The organism is Pseudoduganella sp. R-32 (genome assembly GCF_049913245.1).
Taxonomy (GTDB): Bacteria; Pseudomonadota; Gammaproteobacteria; order Burkholderiales; family Burkholderiaceae_D; genus Rugamonas.
Map to the genome: position 1 here is coordinate 1,571,348 of NZ_CP183987.1, position 14,588 is coordinate 1,585,935.

11 protein-coding genes are annotated in these 14,588 nt (G+C 66.3%); 6 read left to right on the top strand and 5 right to left on the bottom strand.

Annotation, left to right across the window (positions count from 1 at the left end):
* Positions 1-1,869, top strand: coding sequence for a 1-deoxy-D-xylulose-5-phosphate synthase (gene dxs / locus ACN9MU_RS07410; RefSeq protein ID WP_426321419.1), 1,869 nt, complete (start codon positions 1-3; stop codon positions 1,867-1,869).
* A gap of 162 nt (positions 1,870-2,031) precedes the next feature.
* Here dxs and ACN9MU_RS07415 read toward each other — a convergent pair whose 3' ends face one another.
* Positions 2,032-3,114 carry a hypothetical protein gene (locus tag ACN9MU_RS07415; RefSeq protein WP_426344366.1) on the bottom strand — a complete coding sequence of 361 codons (1,083 nt, stop codon included), beginning with the start codon at positions 3,112-3,114 and terminating at the stop codon, positions 2,032-2,034.
* Positions 3,115-3,207: 93 nt separating this feature from the next.
* Here ACN9MU_RS07415 and ACN9MU_RS07420 point away from each other — a divergent pair, with 93 nt between their 5' ends.
* A complete protein-coding gene (locus tag ACN9MU_RS07420; protein WP_426344367.1) occupies positions 3,208-3,942 on the top strand; it encodes a M48 family metalloprotease in 735 nt (244 codons plus the stop codon).
* On the opposite strand, the gene ACN9MU_RS07425 is transcribed toward ACN9MU_RS07420, so the two are convergent.
* Positions 3,862-5,148 (bottom strand): SGNH/GDSL hydrolase family protein, encoded by a 1,287-nt coding sequence (locus ACN9MU_RS07425; protein ID WP_426344368.1) that lies wholly within the window; start codon positions 5,146-5,148, stop codon positions 3,862-3,864. The genes ACN9MU_RS07420 and ACN9MU_RS07425 overlap by 81 nt on opposite strands.
* A 103-nt stretch (positions 5,149-5,251) precedes the next feature.
* Here ACN9MU_RS07425 and ACN9MU_RS07430 point away from each other — a divergent pair, with 103 nt between their 5' ends.
* Positions 5,252-6,148, top strand: coding sequence for a LysR family transcriptional regulator (locus ACN9MU_RS07430; RefSeq protein WP_426344369.1), 897 nt, complete (start codon positions 5,252-5,254; stop codon positions 6,146-6,148).
* On the opposite strand, the gene ACN9MU_RS07435 is transcribed toward ACN9MU_RS07430, so the two are convergent.
* On the bottom strand, positions 6,145-6,699 hold the full coding sequence (locus ACN9MU_RS07435) for a cob(I)yrinic acid a,c-diamide adenosyltransferase (protein WP_426344370.1): 555 nt from the start codon (positions 6,697-6,699) through the stop codon (positions 6,145-6,147). The two genes, ACN9MU_RS07430 and ACN9MU_RS07435, sit on opposite strands and share 4 nt — an antisense overlap.
* Positions 6,700-6,801: 102 nt before the next feature.
* Between ACN9MU_RS07435 and ACN9MU_RS07440 the strand changes: the two genes are divergently transcribed.
* From ACN9MU_RS07440 to glcF, 3 genes are read left to right on the top strand one after another with little or no spacing between them, the layout of a single operon-like run.
* On the top strand, positions 6,802-8,259 hold the full coding sequence (locus ACN9MU_RS07440) for an FAD-linked oxidase C-terminal domain-containing protein (protein ID WP_426344371.1): 1,458 nt from the start codon (positions 6,802-6,804) through the stop codon (positions 8,257-8,259).
* A gap of 1 nt (position 8,260) precedes the next feature.
* Complete coding sequence (gene glcE / locus ACN9MU_RS07445; RefSeq protein WP_426344372.1) at positions 8,261-9,337, top strand: glycolate oxidase subunit GlcE; 1,077 nt, start codon at positions 8,261-8,263, stop codon at positions 9,335-9,337.
* Position 9,338: 1 nt separating this feature from the next.
* Positions 9,339-10,571 carry a glycolate oxidase subunit GlcF gene (glcF, locus tag ACN9MU_RS07450; RefSeq protein ID WP_426344373.1) on the top strand — a complete coding sequence of 411 codons (1,233 nt, stop codon included), beginning with the start codon at positions 9,339-9,341 and terminating at the stop codon, positions 10,569-10,571.
* Between the two features lie 2 nt (positions 10,572-10,573).
* Here glcF and ACN9MU_RS07455 read toward each other — a convergent pair whose 3' ends face one another.
* On the bottom strand, positions 10,574-11,557 hold the full coding sequence (locus ACN9MU_RS07455; RefSeq protein WP_426344374.1) for an HD domain-containing phosphohydrolase: 984 nt from the start codon (positions 11,555-11,557) through the stop codon (positions 10,574-10,576).
* Positions 11,554-14,586, bottom strand: a complete 3,033-nt coding sequence (locus ACN9MU_RS07460) for an MHYT domain-containing protein (protein WP_426344375.1) — start codon at positions 14,584-14,586, stop codon at positions 11,554-11,556. Before ACN9MU_RS07460 ends, ACN9MU_RS07455 begins: the two co-directional genes overlap by 4 nt.
* Between the last annotated feature and the right edge of the window lie 2 nt (positions 14,587-14,588).

Here is a 14,588-nt window from a genome sequence, read left to right on the forward strand (position 1 = left end):
ATGAAACTGCTTGAAACCATCAATAACCCGGCCGACCTGCGCAAGCTGGCTCGCCACCAGCTTACGCCGCTGGCCGAAGAACTGCGCAGCTTCCTGCTCGATTCCGTGTCCAAGACCGGCGGCCACCTGTCCTCCAACCTGGGCACGGTGGAACTGACCGTCGCGCTGCACTACGTGTTCAACACGCCGCAGGACCGCATCGTGTGGGACGTGGGCCACCAGACCTATTCGCACAAGATCCTGACCGGCCGCCGCGACCAGTTCCATACGCTGCGCCAGTTGAACGGCATTTCCGGCTTCCCGCGCCGCGTGGAATCGGAATACGACACCTTCGGCACCGCGCACTCCTCGACCTCAATTTCCGCCGCGCTGGGCATGGCCCTGGGCGCCAAGATCAAGGGCGAGCACCGCCACGCGATCGCCGTGATCGGCGACGGCTCGATGACCGCGGGCATGGCGTTCGAAGCGCTGAACAACGCCGGCGTGGAAAAGGACTGCAACCTGCTGGTGATCCTGAACGACAACGACATGTCGATCTCGCCCCCGGTCGGTGCACTGAACCGCTACCTGGCGCGCCTGATGTCGGGCCAGTTCTATGCAGCAGCCAAGAACGTCGGCAAGTCCGTGCTGCCAGGCCCGCTGCTGGAAGTGGCCAAGCGCCTGGAAGAACACGCAAAAGGCATGGTGGTTCCAGCCACCATGTTCGAAGAGCTGGGATTCAACTACATCGGCCCGATCGACGGCCATGACCTCGATTCGCTGATCCCGACGCTGCAGAACATCAAGCAGCTCAAGGGTCCGCAGTTCCTGCACGTGGTGACCCGCAAGGGCCAGGGCTACAAGCTGGCCGAGGCCGAGCCTATCCTGTACCACGGTACCGGCAAGTTCAATCCGGCCGAAGGCATCAAGCCTGCGCTGGCGCCTTCCAAGAAAACCTATACCGAAGTGTTCGGCGACTGGCTGTGCGACATGGCCAAGGCCGACAAGCGCCTGGTGGCGATTACGCCGGCCATGCGCGAGGGCTCGGGCATGGTGCGCTACGAGAAAGAGCACCCGGACCGCTACTTCGACGTCGGCATCGCCGAGCAGCATTCGGTGACCTTCGGCGCCGGCCTGGCCTGCGAAGGCTTGAAGCCGGTGGTGGCGATCTACTCGACCTTCCTGCAGCGCGCCTACGACCAACTGATCCACGACGTGGCGCTGCAAGACCTCGACGTGACCTTTGCGCTGGACCGCGCGGGCCTGGTGGGCGCCGACGGCGCCACCCACGCCGGCAATTACGACCTGGCCTACCTGCGCTGCATCCCGAACATGGTGGTGATGGCGCCGTCCGACGAGAACGAATGCCGCCAGATGCTGACGACCGCTTACCAGCATCCTGGTCCTGCGGCCGTGCGTTATCCGCGCGGCGTCGGCATCGGCGCGACCATTGTCCAGGAACTGACAACGCTGCCGATCGGTAAAGGCGAAATCCGCCGCAAGGGCCAGAAGATCGCGATCCTGGCTTTTGGTTCGATGGTGGCCCCGGCCATGGGCGCGGCCGAACTGCTGAACGCCACCGTGGCCAATATGCGCTTCGTGAAGCCGCTGGACGTGGAACTTGTCAAGCAACTGGCGGCCGACCACGATGTCCTGGTGACGGTGGAAGAGGGCTGCATCATGGGCGGCGCAGGCGCCGCCGTGGCCGAAGCCCTGGCGGCCGAAGGCATCATCAAGCCGCTCCAGATGCTCGGCCTGCCGGACAAGTTCATCGACCACGGCGACCCGGCCAAGCTGCTGGCGCTGGTGGGCCTGGATGCGGCCGGCATCGCGGCCTCGATCAAGGGACGTTTCGGCGACGAACCGCGCCTGGTGGTCAACAACGGCTGATCACGCACAGCCTGCAAGGGACGGCAAGAGGCGAGGGATGCTGGCCGGGCTCCGGAGTTCAGCCAGCTTGGCGGGCGCTGAGTGCCTATTGGTGATTGACCCCGAGGTGCTGCACGGGTTCAACCCGGCAGCGCTGGATGCCTCGATCCGGCGCGCCGCGCCTTAGGGCAGGCGTGCCACGCGCAGCGTTGGGGCTTCCTTGTCGCGTGCATCAAGCATGAAGGCGTAGCGGCCGGCGCTTTCCACTTTCAGGTGCAGGCGCTTGCCCTGTTTGGCCAGCGGCACGGCTACACCGTCCGCCAGCTGCTGTTCCGGCGCCGGCGCGCCAAGGCTGATTGCGGCCAGGCCGCGCGTGCCGACCTTGAATGAATGTGAGCCCTTGTCCAGGTCCAGTTCTGCGGCGTAGATGCCTTCCTCAACCCTGCGCAGCGGATTGCGCGAAGCCCAGTCGCTCATGGAGCCGGTCACGAAAAGCGTTTGCAGCCAGGGGTTGGCTTTTTCTTCAGGCGTCAACTCCGGCGCGTAACGCAGCTCGATGCGGGCTTCGTTCGACCAATCGCTTTCGCCGATCGGCGAGCGAAAGCTGAAGTCGCCGGTGTCGATCTGTTCGCGGCGCTCGCCGTCGGTGATTTCGGCGCTTTCAAGCGGGCGCAGGCTGCGGAAGGCGAACCTGATCTTCTTCTTGTCAAAGCTCATGTCGCACCAGTTGGTCGTCATGGCGACAGTGTTGACGAACAGCTTCATCATCAGGCCCATTTCCTTCTTGGCGATGGCGATCATCACCTGGCATTCCAGGCGCAGGTCGCCCAGGCGACGGACGTTTTCCGGCAAGCCTGGCGTGCGGATATCGGGGTAGCCTTTCAGCACGCCTTTCTTGCGGTTCAGTATCAGGTCTGCATCGTCATCGATTGCCGATTGCACGCGTGGCACGGCGAAGGTGCCGTCTTGGGCGATGGGGACCGGGATCGGTTCGCCGTTGCCGACAATGCGCAGGTAGAGTGCATCGCCGGCAAGCTGCTCCTGGCCCTCGCGCCCAGTCAGCCGGAAGCGCAGCTCCGGCACCGATGGCGCCAGCGCGTGGTGCTCCTCGAATGCATCGAGGCCGGCCACGACGGCGCGGTAGGACTTCATGTCCGGATTCTTTACGCCCTGTACCTCGACGCTTGGAGGCGTCTCCTGGGCCGCAGCGCCACCGGCCGCAAACGCGACTGCGATGGCAAAAACATATTGTTGAAATTTTCGCATCTGCGCAGTCTAGCAAAATTCCGTCAAATCTTGTGCCTGCGGTGAGTGTCGCCTAAATTGGTATAAATAGTTTATTCCAATCGTGGGAGCGAAATGCGCTATCTCCTGCTCGCACTGCTGGTCTTGGCCTCGCAAGCCATGGCGCAGGTTCCCGAATCCGGCCGCTGGCAGGAATTGCGTTTTTCCGCCGAAGAAGTCGAGCAACAGGCGGAGAGCCAGTATATCGAGCAGACGGTGTCGCTGGCTGCGGCTGGCCGGCTTGACCGCGACAAGGTCCTGCTGCTGCGCGTGAAGGGCATCGCCGATGGACTGGTGCGCGCAGCCAGCGCGCTAAGGCCCGCTGCTGCGGGATGGTCGTGGGAAGTCCACGTTACCGACGATCCGGCTGTGGAAGCCGAAAGCCAGGCCGGCGGAAAATTGTTGGTCGGCAGCCTGTTTGTCGAACGCCTTCGGCTGAATGATGGCGAACTGGCGGTCCTGCTTGCGCATGAAATTGCCCACGTCGTCGCAGAACACGAGCGCGAAACCCTGTCGGAGGCCTTGCTCGACAGCCGGCGCGATTTGCCGCTCGATGTGGTTCTGGAGCGGTTGGCCTCTGACGTGCCCCTGCAATTTCGCCTGTCCAAACTCGCCGCGATCCAGGAGCGGGAGGCTGACCAGCTTGGCATGCTGATCGCCTATCGCGCGGGCTGGCCATGCGCGGACATGCTGACCTTTTACCGCAAGCTTGCCGCCGATTCCACCGCCTCAACCGTGCTCGCCAGCCACCCCAGTGGCGCCACCCGCCTGAGCCTTGCCAAAGGCATGTCGCGCTTGCTGGGCGATTAAAGCAGCGGCGCGTGCCATTTCGGCATAGCCAGCGTCGCTGGGGTGCAGGTGGTCGCCAGAGTCGAATTCGGGGCGCAGGCGGGATGGGTGTGCAGGGTCTTGCAGCAGGTGGTCGAAATCGATGATGGCGTCGAATTCACCGCTGTGGCGGATCCACTCATTGACTTCGCGGCGCACGCGGTCCTTGGCGGGCGAGTAGTGGCCGGCGTAGGGCGTGCCTTGCAGGGCGTCTTCGAAGGGCAGCAGCGTGCCGCCGACGATGCGCACTTGCCGGGCGCGTGCGGCGGCGATCAGCTTGCGGTAGCCGGCAATCATGGCGCCGGCCGTGACTGGCGGCTCGTTCGGGGCGAATGCGCTGCCAGGCCAGCCGATGTCGTTGATGCCCAGCAGGACGATCACCGTGTCCACGCCTGGTTGCGACAGCACATCCCGCTCGACGCGCGCAGCCGCCTTTTCGCCCATGCCATCCGCCAGCAGCCGCGCCCCGGAAATGCCGGCATTGACCACGGCGACGCCCTCGGCGCGCTCGGCCAGCTGGTCGGGCCAGCGGAGGTTGCGGTCGGGTGTGGAGCCGTTGCCGTCGGTGATTGAATCTCCGAGAGCGACGACGGTGCGTCGCGCTGGGCCGGAGACTTGCAAGGCACTCAGGAAGGTGCGGCCAGCCAGCGCTTGCGCACCCGGCAGCTCGGCGGCAGCGGCCCAGTTGCCGGGCGCCGCAAAGGCCGTTTGCTGCGCCCCCCAGTGGAAAGTCGTGAGCGGAGAGCGTTGCGGCAGCCAGGTGGAAATTGACAGGCGCTGGCGGGCGCCGACCGCCAGCGGGGCCGCGTCGCTGGTGACCGTCTGTCCCGGTGCAATTGTCACGCTGCGCTGGCCGCCAAAGGTCAGTTGCACGCCTGCGCCATCCTGCTGCGACGTAGCCGCGCGCGACGGTTCGCCGCGGGTCGGCGCCAGCCGCACTTCGCCGACCACGAGCGGCGCGCTGCCATAGCGATTGGAATAGCTGACGCGAACCTGCTCGCCGCCGACGCTGGTGCGAACGACCTCGCGCACTGTCTGCGCCTCCAGCGACGGCGGCATCATGGTGGGCAAGGCGAATTCGGCGCCCCAGGCCGGCATCGGCGCAGCGTACCAGCTGGTGCGCCATTCGGCTGCATGGACGGCTGTTGCGGCCAGCAAGGCAGCCAGGGTAAAAGCAAGGCGTTTCATGTGGATTCTCCAGTCAAGTTCGGATGGGGCCATGCTCCCTTATTCCGATGCCGACTGGTAGTCGCGAAAATGGACTATAGTTAAGTCCAAAAAGGAATGATGGATGGACACTTTACGCTCCCTCGAATGCTTCGTGCGTGCCGTTGAACTGGGCAGTCTTTCGGCCGTCGCCCGCGAGCAGCACACCACGCAATCGAATATCAGCAAGGTCGTCGCGGCGCTGGAGGCCGACCTTGGCGTGCGGCTGCTCGAACGCAGCACCGCCAGCCTGTCGCCGACCGTGCCCGGCCGCCGCTTTTACGAACGCGCCCGCGGCGTGCTGGAAGAATATGCCGACGCGGTAGCCGACGTGCGCGGCGAGACGGCTGCCGCCAGCGGCCTGCTGCGCATCAATGCACCGGTGGCCCTGGGGCAGTTCTGCCTCAACGCCTATGTGCAGGACTTCCTGCGGCAATACCCCGCCATTGAAGTTGAACTGATCCTGAACGACCGCATGGCGGACCTGGTGGAAGAGGGCGTGGACATCGCGGTGCGTCTCGGCAGCGACTTGCCGCCGAACGTGATCGCGCGCCGCATCGGGGCTTCGCCGCGCCAGCTGGTGGCCGCGCCGTCCTACCTGAAGACGCACGGCACGCCGCAAACGCCCGCTCAACTGGGCGAGCACGAATACATCCGCTTCGCCTGGTTGAGCAGCGGGGACACGCTCGAATTATCGGATGGGGAGCAAAATGTGACAGTCGCCACGCACGGCCGTTACCGCGTCAACAATGCGCTGGCAATCCGCGATACGCTCGCTGCTGGCGGAGGGATCGGCTTGTGCCCGGAATGGCTGGTGCATGACTTGCTGGCCCAGCGCAAGCTGCGCCGGGTGCTGCGCGGCTGGCGGGGGCCGGCGCAGGAACTGCACCTGCTCTACCCCAGCCGCCGCTACCTGCCGCACCGGGTGCGGCTCATGCTCGACTACCTGCAGCAGCGCTTTGCCGCGCAGGCCGGCTTTTAACCGCGCTTGCGGTCGTGGTGCCACAGCACGTCGCTGCCGCCTGCAAAGCGGTTCAGCACACGCGCCAGCACGAACATCAGGTCCGACAGGCGGTTGACGTACTGGCGCGGGAAGTCGTGGATGGTTTCGCTCTTGCCCAGCGTGACGATGGCGCGCTCGGCGCGGCGGCATACGGTGCGGCACACGTGCGACAGCGCCGCGGCGCGCGAACCGGCCGGCAGGATGAATTCCGTCAGCGCCGGCAGCGTGGCGTTGTACTTGGCCAGCAGCGCATCCAGGCGCTCGACGTGTTCTTCCTTGATCATCTGGTAGCCCGGAATGCACAGCTCTCCACCCAGGTCGAACAGGTCGTGCTGGATCGAGACCAGTTCCTCGCGCATCTCGTCCGGCAGCGCTTCGGCCAGCAGCACGCCGAGGTTGGAGTTCAGCTCATCCACTTCGCCGATGGCCTGGATGCGCACATTGTCCTTGTCCACGCGGGAGCCGTCGCCCAGGCCGGTGGTGCCTTTGTCGCCGGTGCGGGTGGCGATTTTCGAGAGTCGATTACCCATTGCAGCCTCAAATTGTCGTTAACGGTGGCAGGATACGACAAATTACCATTGGTTGGGAGGGGAATTCCGCGTGCTTGCAGGATTTGAACTTACAATGGATCAATGAAAAACAGCACAGCCTTTGTTGCCGCCCTGCGCGCGGCCCTGCCGCCATCGAGCGTGCTGTCGGAAGCGGAAGACACGCGTCCCTATGAGTGCGATGGCCTGTCGGCGTATCGCCAGCTTCCCATGGCGGTTGCCTTGCCGGCTGACGAAGCGCAGGTGCTGGCCGTCCTGCAGGTCTGCCGCGAATTCAATGTGCCGATCGTGCCGCGCGGCGCGGGTACCGGCCTGTCCGGCGGCGCCATGCCGATTGCCGACGGCCTGGTGCTGTCCACCGCACGCATGAACCAGATCGTGCGCATGGACGCCTTTTCACGCACGGCAGTCGTGCAGCCGGGCGTGCGCAACCTCGCCATCTCCGAAGCGGCCGAACCATACGGCCTGTACTATGCGCCCGATCCTTCCTCGCAGATCGCCTGCACCATCGGCGGCAACGTGGCGGAGAATTCTGGCGGCGTGCACTGCCTGAAGTACGGCCTCACCGTGCACAACGTGCTGCGCGTGCGCATGGCAACCATCGAGGGCGATGTGGTGGAGCTGGGCGGCGAGTCCCTCGACGCGCCGGGCCTGGACCTGCTGGCCGCCTTTGTCGGCTCCGAGGGCATGCTGGGCATCGTCACCGAGGTCACCGTCAGGCTGGTGCCCAAGCCCGCCAGTGCGCGCGTCATCATGGCTTCCTTCGACGAGGTTGGCGCAAGCTGCAGCGCAGTGGCTGACGTGATCGCGGCCGGCATCATCCCGGCCGGCCTGGAAATGATGGACCGCACTTCGTCGCGCATGGTCGAACCCTTCGTGCGTGCCGGCTACGATACCGATGCCGCCGCCATCCTGCTGTGCGAAGCCGACGGCACGGTCGATGAGGTCGAGGAGGAAATCGCCCGCATGACGGCCGTGCTGCAGGCGGCCGGCGCCAGTGCGGTACTGGTCTCGAGCAGCGAGCAGGAGCGCCTGAAATTCTGGTCCGGCCGCAAGAACGCCTTCCCGGCAGCAGGGCGCATTTCGCCCGACTATTACTGCATGGATGGCACCATCCCGCGCAAGCAGCTTGCGCGCGTGCTGCTTGGCATTGAGCAGATGGAAGCGAAGTACGGCCTGCGCTGCGCCAACGTGTTTCACGCGGGCGACGGCAACCTGCACCCGCTGATCCTGTTCGATGCCAACCAGCCCGACGAGCTGCATCGCGCCGAAGCTTTCGGCGCCGAGATCCTGGCGCTGTGCGTGGAAGTGGGCGGCACCATCACCGGCGAGCATGGCGTGGGGATTGAGAAGATCGACTCCATGTGCGCCCAGTTCAGCGATGCCGAACTGGTGGCCTTCCTTGCGGTGAAGCGGGCGTTCGATACTTTGACGCTGCTGAATCCGAACAAGGCGATTCCAACGCTGAACCGCTGTGCGGAGTTCGGCAAGATGCATGTGCGTGCAGGCCGTTTGCCGCATGCCGGATTGCCGAGGTTCTGAGATGGATGCGATGCTCGAACAGTTCCGCGCCCGCATCCAGGCTGCCAGCGCCGATGGCACGCGGCTGATGCTGCGCGGCGGCGGCACCAAGGACTGGTATGGGCAGAACGTGGTCGGCGATGTCTTCGATACCCGCGCCTATGCCGGCGTCGTCGAATACGAGCCGACCGAGCTGGTGGTCACGGCACGCTGCGGCACGCCGCTGGCCGACATCGAAGCCTTGCTGGCGCAGCATGGACAGATGCTGGCCTTCGAGCCGCCGCGCTTCGGCGCCGGGTCGACCATCGGCGGCGTGGTGGCCAGCGGCCTGTCCGGCCCGCGCCGCGCCACAGCAGGCGCCTTGCGCGACTTCGTGCTGGGCGCGCAGCTGATGGATGGCCGCGGCGAACTGTTGTCCTTCGGCGGCCAGGTAATGAAGAATGTGGCCGGCTATGACGTATCGCGGCTGCTGGCCGGTTCGCTGGGGACGCTGGGCCTGGTTACCCAGGTGTCCTTGAAGGTGCTGCCCGTGCCTTTCTGCGAGGCGACCATCCGCTTCGAGGTGGACGAAATCAAGGCGCTGCGCATGATGAATGAGTGGGCCGGGCGGCCGTTGCCGGTGTCGGCGACCTGCTGGCATGGCGGGGTGCTGACCGTGCGCCTGTCGGGAGCCCAGGCGGCAGTCAGGGCGGCGCAGGCCGGCATGGGCGGCGAGGCGCTGGCCGATGGCAGCGCGTTCTGGAGCGCCTTGCGCGACCAGCGCGGCGATTTTTTCGCGAGCGCAGAGGCGGGAGCGGCGGAGCTGTGGCGGCTGTCCGTGCCAAGCGCCGCCAGCGCGCTGGTGATGCGCGGCGAACAGTTGATCGAGTGGGGCGGGGCGCAGCGCTGGCTGCGCGTCGACCACGGCGGCGCCGAAGACATTCGGCGCGTCGCGGCTGCGGCCGGAGGACACGCTACGCGTTACCGGGTCGAGAGCGAAGATCTTGGCGCAGGGGTTGGCGCTTTCCATCCGCTGGCGCCGGCGATCGCGCGCATCCACGAACGACTGAAGGCCGCCTTCGACCCGGCGGGCATTTTCAATTGCGGCCGCATGTACTGATATGCAAACGAACCTCGCAGATTTCATCAAGGGCACGCCGGACGGCGACGAAGCGGAAGAGATCCTGCGCGCCTGCGTCCATTGCGGCTTTTGTACTGCGACCTGCCCGACATACCAGCTGTTGGGCGACGAACTGGATGGGCCGCGCGGCCGCATCTACCTGATCAAGCAGGTGCTGGAGGGTGCGCCGGTGACGGCCAGCACCCAGCTTCACCTGGACCGCTGCCTGACTTGCCGCAATTGCGAAAGCACCTGTCCTTCCGGCGTCAGGTATGGGCGCCTTGCCGACATCGGCCGCAAGGTGGTTGAGCAGCGCGTGCCGCGCAAGCTGCCGGACCGCATCCGGCGCTATGTGCTGAAGGAAGCTTTGCCGCGCCGCTGGCTGTTCGAGCCGGCCCTGCGCGCGGGGCAGCTGCTCAAGCCTTTGCTGGGCAAGCCGTTGCAGGACAAGCTGCCAGCGCGCAGTCCCGCGAGCGCGTGGCCGGCGCGCACGCACACTCGCAAGATGCTGGTGCTCGATGGCTGCGTGCAGCCCGGCCTGGCGCCGAACATCAATGCGGCCGCTGCGCGCGTGCTGGATGCCCTGGGCGTGCAGTTGCTTGCTGCACCCGGCGCCGGCTGTTGCGGGGCGCTGCGCTTTCACCTGAACGACCAGGATGCGGCGCTCGACGACATGCGGCGCAATATCGACGCGTGGTGGCCATACGTGGCGCAGGAGCAGGTGGAGGCGATTGTGATGACCGCTTCCGGCTGCGGCGTCACGGTCAAGGAATACGGCCATCTGCTGGCGCACGACAACGTCTATGCCGCCAAGGCGGCGCGCATTTCGGAAATGACGCGGGACCTGAGTGAAATCCTGCCGGCGTTCGAGGCCGAACTGGTGCAACGCGCAGGCGCCCGCACTGCCGGCGCGCCGGTCGCGTGGCACCCTCCCTGCACGCTGCAGCACGGCCAGCAGATCCGCGGCAAGGTCGAGGGGCTGTTGCGCGCGCTGGGCGTCGAGGTAAGGATGTGCCGCGATGCGCACTTGTGCTGCGGTTCAGCCGGCACCTATTCGCTGCTGCAGCCGGAATTGTCGCTGCAGCTGCGCGACCGCAAGCTTGCCAGCCTGGCCGGCACCGGCGCCGAACGGATCGTCTCGGCCAATATCGGCTGCATCGGGCACCTGCAGTCCGGCACGCAAACGCCGGTCGAGCACTGGATCGAACTGCTCGACCGCGCCTTGCACGGCTAGCTTCAGCGCTCGGCCCACTTGTCCATGATGCGCGTCACCTCGGGCAACTGGTCGAGGAACAGGTCCACCAGCCGCGGCTCGAAATGCCGGCCGCGCTGGTCCTTCATCCAGGCGCAGGCATCCTCCAGCTTCCAGGCTGCCTTATAAGGGCGCACGGACGTCAGCGCATCGAAGACGTCGGCTACCGCCACGATGCGGCCCGCCAGCGGGATGTCCTCGCCGGCCAGGCGATTGGGATAGCCGCTGCCGTCCCATTTTTCATGATGGCACAGCGCCACGTCGTGCGCCATGGCCAGCATGCCGCCCTCGTGCTGGCCGATGATGTGGGCGCCGATGCCGGGGTGGGTTTGCATGACCAGGTATTCTTCCGGCGTCAGGCGGGCAGGTTTTTGCAGGATGCTGTCGGGGATGCCGATCTTGCCGATATCGTGCATGGGGGCGGAAATGAACAGGTCATCCGCGTCCTGCTCGTCGAGGCCGGCGGCGGTGCCGAGCAGGCGGGCATAATGGCTCATGCGAATCACGTGCAGGCCGGTCTCGTTGTCCTTGTATTCGGCTGCCAGGCCAAGCCGCTGTACGATGGCCAGGCGGCTGGCGCGCAGCTCCTCCATGCGCACCATCGACAGGTGCAGCTTGACGCGGACCTTGACCACGGCGGGACTGAGCGGCTTGCTGATGAAGTCCACCGCGCCCGCTTCGAAGCCGTCCACTTCGTCGTTCGAATCGGTCAGCGCGGTGACGAAGATCACGGGGATATTGGCAGTGGCGGGGTTGGCCTTCAGTACCCGGCAAACGTCGTAGCCCGTCATTTCGGGCATCATCACGTCAAGCAGGATCAGGTCGGGTTTTTCGTTGACCGCCAGCTCGATGGCGCGCGCGCCATCCTTGGCAAACAGCAGCCGGTAGCTGTCCTGCAGGATCTGGCGCAGCAGTTGCAGGTTGGTCGATTCGTCGTCGACGGCAAGCACGGTGGCTTGTCGGGTCATGGCGTATTCCTTTGCGTGTCCAGGCACTCGTCGAGCAGCGCTTGCACGGCGTCGCGGGCGGCCGGGAAGTCGAAGTCGTCCAGCGCGCGCTGCAGGGCCTGCAGGTGTGCTTCGGCGACGCAGCCGCGCAGCACATGGGCCAGCGCGGCCAGTTCCTGCTGCTCGAAGCAGCCGCGCTCCAGCGACTGCAGCATGGCCTTGCCCATCGCCTGCACCTGCTCCAGGTCGAGCGGCGACGCCGGCGTCGCGGACTGCGCAAGCGGGTCGCCGGCATCGTCCCGCGCCCACACGGCGGCCAGGGCGTCCGTCAGGCACTGCGTCGCCTGTTCCAGCAAGGCCGGCAGCCCGGCACGGCCGTCCTGCGCCTGCAGGCCGGTCTCCAGCCGCCACAGCGCATCCGCCAATTGTTCCATGCCAAGGTTGGCGGCGGCGCCACGCAGGCGGTGTGCCAGGGCTGCGCAGGCTGCGTGCTGGCCGGCAGCAATTGCGGACCCGAGTTCCCGCTGCGCGCTCTCATAGTCTTGCGCGAAGCGCTGCAGCGCGCGCTGGTAGGCTTCGCGCTGCCCGGCCCAGCGTGCCAGGCCCTTGTCCGCATTCAGCACCATGCCGTGCGCCGGGCTGGCCGCTGGCGCCAGTTGCGGCGCGCCGGACGGCATGCCAAGCACGCGCGCCAGCTCCTGCGTCAGCACGGCCACGTCCACCGGCTTGGTGGTGAAGCCGTCCATCCCGGCCTCCCGCGTGGCGTCGCGGTCGCGTTCCAGCACGCTGGCCGTCATGGCGATAACCGGGGTGCGCTTGCGGCCCATGGCCGCTTCGTCGGCGCGGATGCGGCGTGTGGCCTCCAGGCCGTCCATGCCGGGCATCTGCACGTCCATCAGGATCGCATCGAACTGCGCTTCGGACGCCAGTTGCGCAGCCATGGCGCCGTCGCTGGCGCCGGTCACGGTATGGCCCAGCTTTGCCAGCAACAGCATCAGCACCTCCAGGTTCTGCGGCACGTCGTCGGCAGCCAGGAGATGCATCGGCGGCAGCAAGGTGGGCGCTGCCGCGCTGCGCACGGCTTCGTCGCGCGCCGCCAGCAGCGGCAGCAGCACGTGGAAGGTGCTGCCCGCGCCCGGCGTGCTGTCGGCCCACAGGCGTCCGCCCATCAGCTCCACCAGTTGCTTGCAGATGGTGGTGCCCAGGCCGGTGCCGCCGAAGCGGCGGTTCATCGAAGCGTCGGCCTGCACGAAGGGCTCGAAGATGGCAGCCATGCGGTCGGGCGCAATGCCGATGCCGGTATCGCTGACGGCGAAATGCACCAGGCGCCGCTCGCCTTCGCGCTCGGCGTTGACGGCCAGCGACACGCTGCCCTGGCTGGTGAACTTGACGGCGTTGTCCAGCAGGTTGGTCAGCACTTGCCGCACGCGCAGTTCATCGCCGTGGATCCAGTTCGGCAGTGCCGGGTCGTAGTGCAGCGACATCGCCAGGCCCTTGGCCTTGGCCGCATTGCCCATGCTGGAAGAGAGTTCGTCGGCCAGGGCCAGCAGGCTGAAATCATGCAGTTCGAGTTCCACCGCGCCCTTGTCCAGCTTGGCGGTATCGAGGATGGCGTTCAACAGGCGCAGCAGCGAACGGCCGGCATTGCGCACCGTGTCGAGGTGGCGCCGCTGCACGGCGCTCAATTCGCCATGCAGCAGCACGTCGGTGAAGCCAAGGATGGAGTTCATCGGGGTGCGGATCTCGTGGCTCATATTGGCCAGGAAAGCGGCTCGTGCCGCCGCTGCCTGCTCGGCGCGCTCCTTGGCAATGCGCAGGTCCTGCTCCATCAGGCGCCGGTTGCTGATGTCGAGCACCACGCCGTCCAGCAGTTCGACTTCGCCGTCCGGGCCGAGCACCACGTTGCCGTTGCCCCAGAACCAGTGGATGCTGCCGTCGCGGTGGATGATGCGGTATTCCAGCGTGAACGCGCGGCGCTGTTCGACCGCGCTGCGGCAGCCTTGCTGCACGCCCGGCCAGTCGTCCGGATGCACCAGTTCCCCGAACAGGCGCCGGGGCGGATCGCCGAGGAAGTCGGAGGCGGGGTAGCCGGTCATGCTTTCGATGGCGTCGCTGACGAATACCAGCGGCCAGCCTGGCGCATTGCGGCAGCGGAAGGTGATGCCGGGGATGTTGGCGACCAGCGAACGCAGTTGCTCTTCGCTGGCGCGCAGCGCCTGTTCCAGGTCGCTCACGTGGTGGAACAATGCGCGGTAGCGCAGCATGCCGTTGGCGAACACCACCAGCGCCGTCAGCAGCGCGGTGGTCAGGGTCACCGCCAGCGCCAGAAAGCCTGCATTCGCGATGCCGCTGGCCGGGTCGAGCGGCACGCGGCCGACGAAGCGCGCCGCAGCCATGCCGGTATAGTGCATGCCGGAGATGGCGCAGCCCATGATGACGCCAGCCACGGCGACGGTTCCGTTTTCCCCCAGCCGGCGGCGCAGGCCCTGCGAGCCCTGCAAGCCAAAGCGCACCCACAGCGCCAAGGTCGCCAGCGCGATGGCGACCACGATGGACAGCCCGAACATCCACGGGTCATAGCGCAGCTGCAGCGCCGAGCGCATGGCCGCCATGCCCGTGTAGTGCATGGCGCCGATGCCCGCGCCGACCAGTACGCCGCCCACCAGCAGGCTGCGCACGCCGATACGATGACGGCCAAGCAGCGACAGGGCGACGGTGGAAGCGGCGATGCTGGGCAGCATCGACAGCAGGGTGGTGGAAGGATCGTAGGAAACCGGCGTGCACAGGTTAAAGGCCAGCATGCCGATGAAGTGCATGGCCCACACCCCGCTGCCGAGCGCAAAGCTGCCGGTCGCCAGGGCGGCCAGGCGCAGCGTGCGCTTGCTGCTGCGTGCCGCCTGGCCGGCCATCTGCAGGCCCATGGCGGAGGAAAAACTCGCCACCAGCAGCGACAGGATGACAAGCGAGGGAGTGTAGATCCCGTAGGTGAGTAGCGCCGGGTCAGCTGGCGGCGAAAACAGCTGGATCAAGTAGTGCTTGATCTCGCCCATGG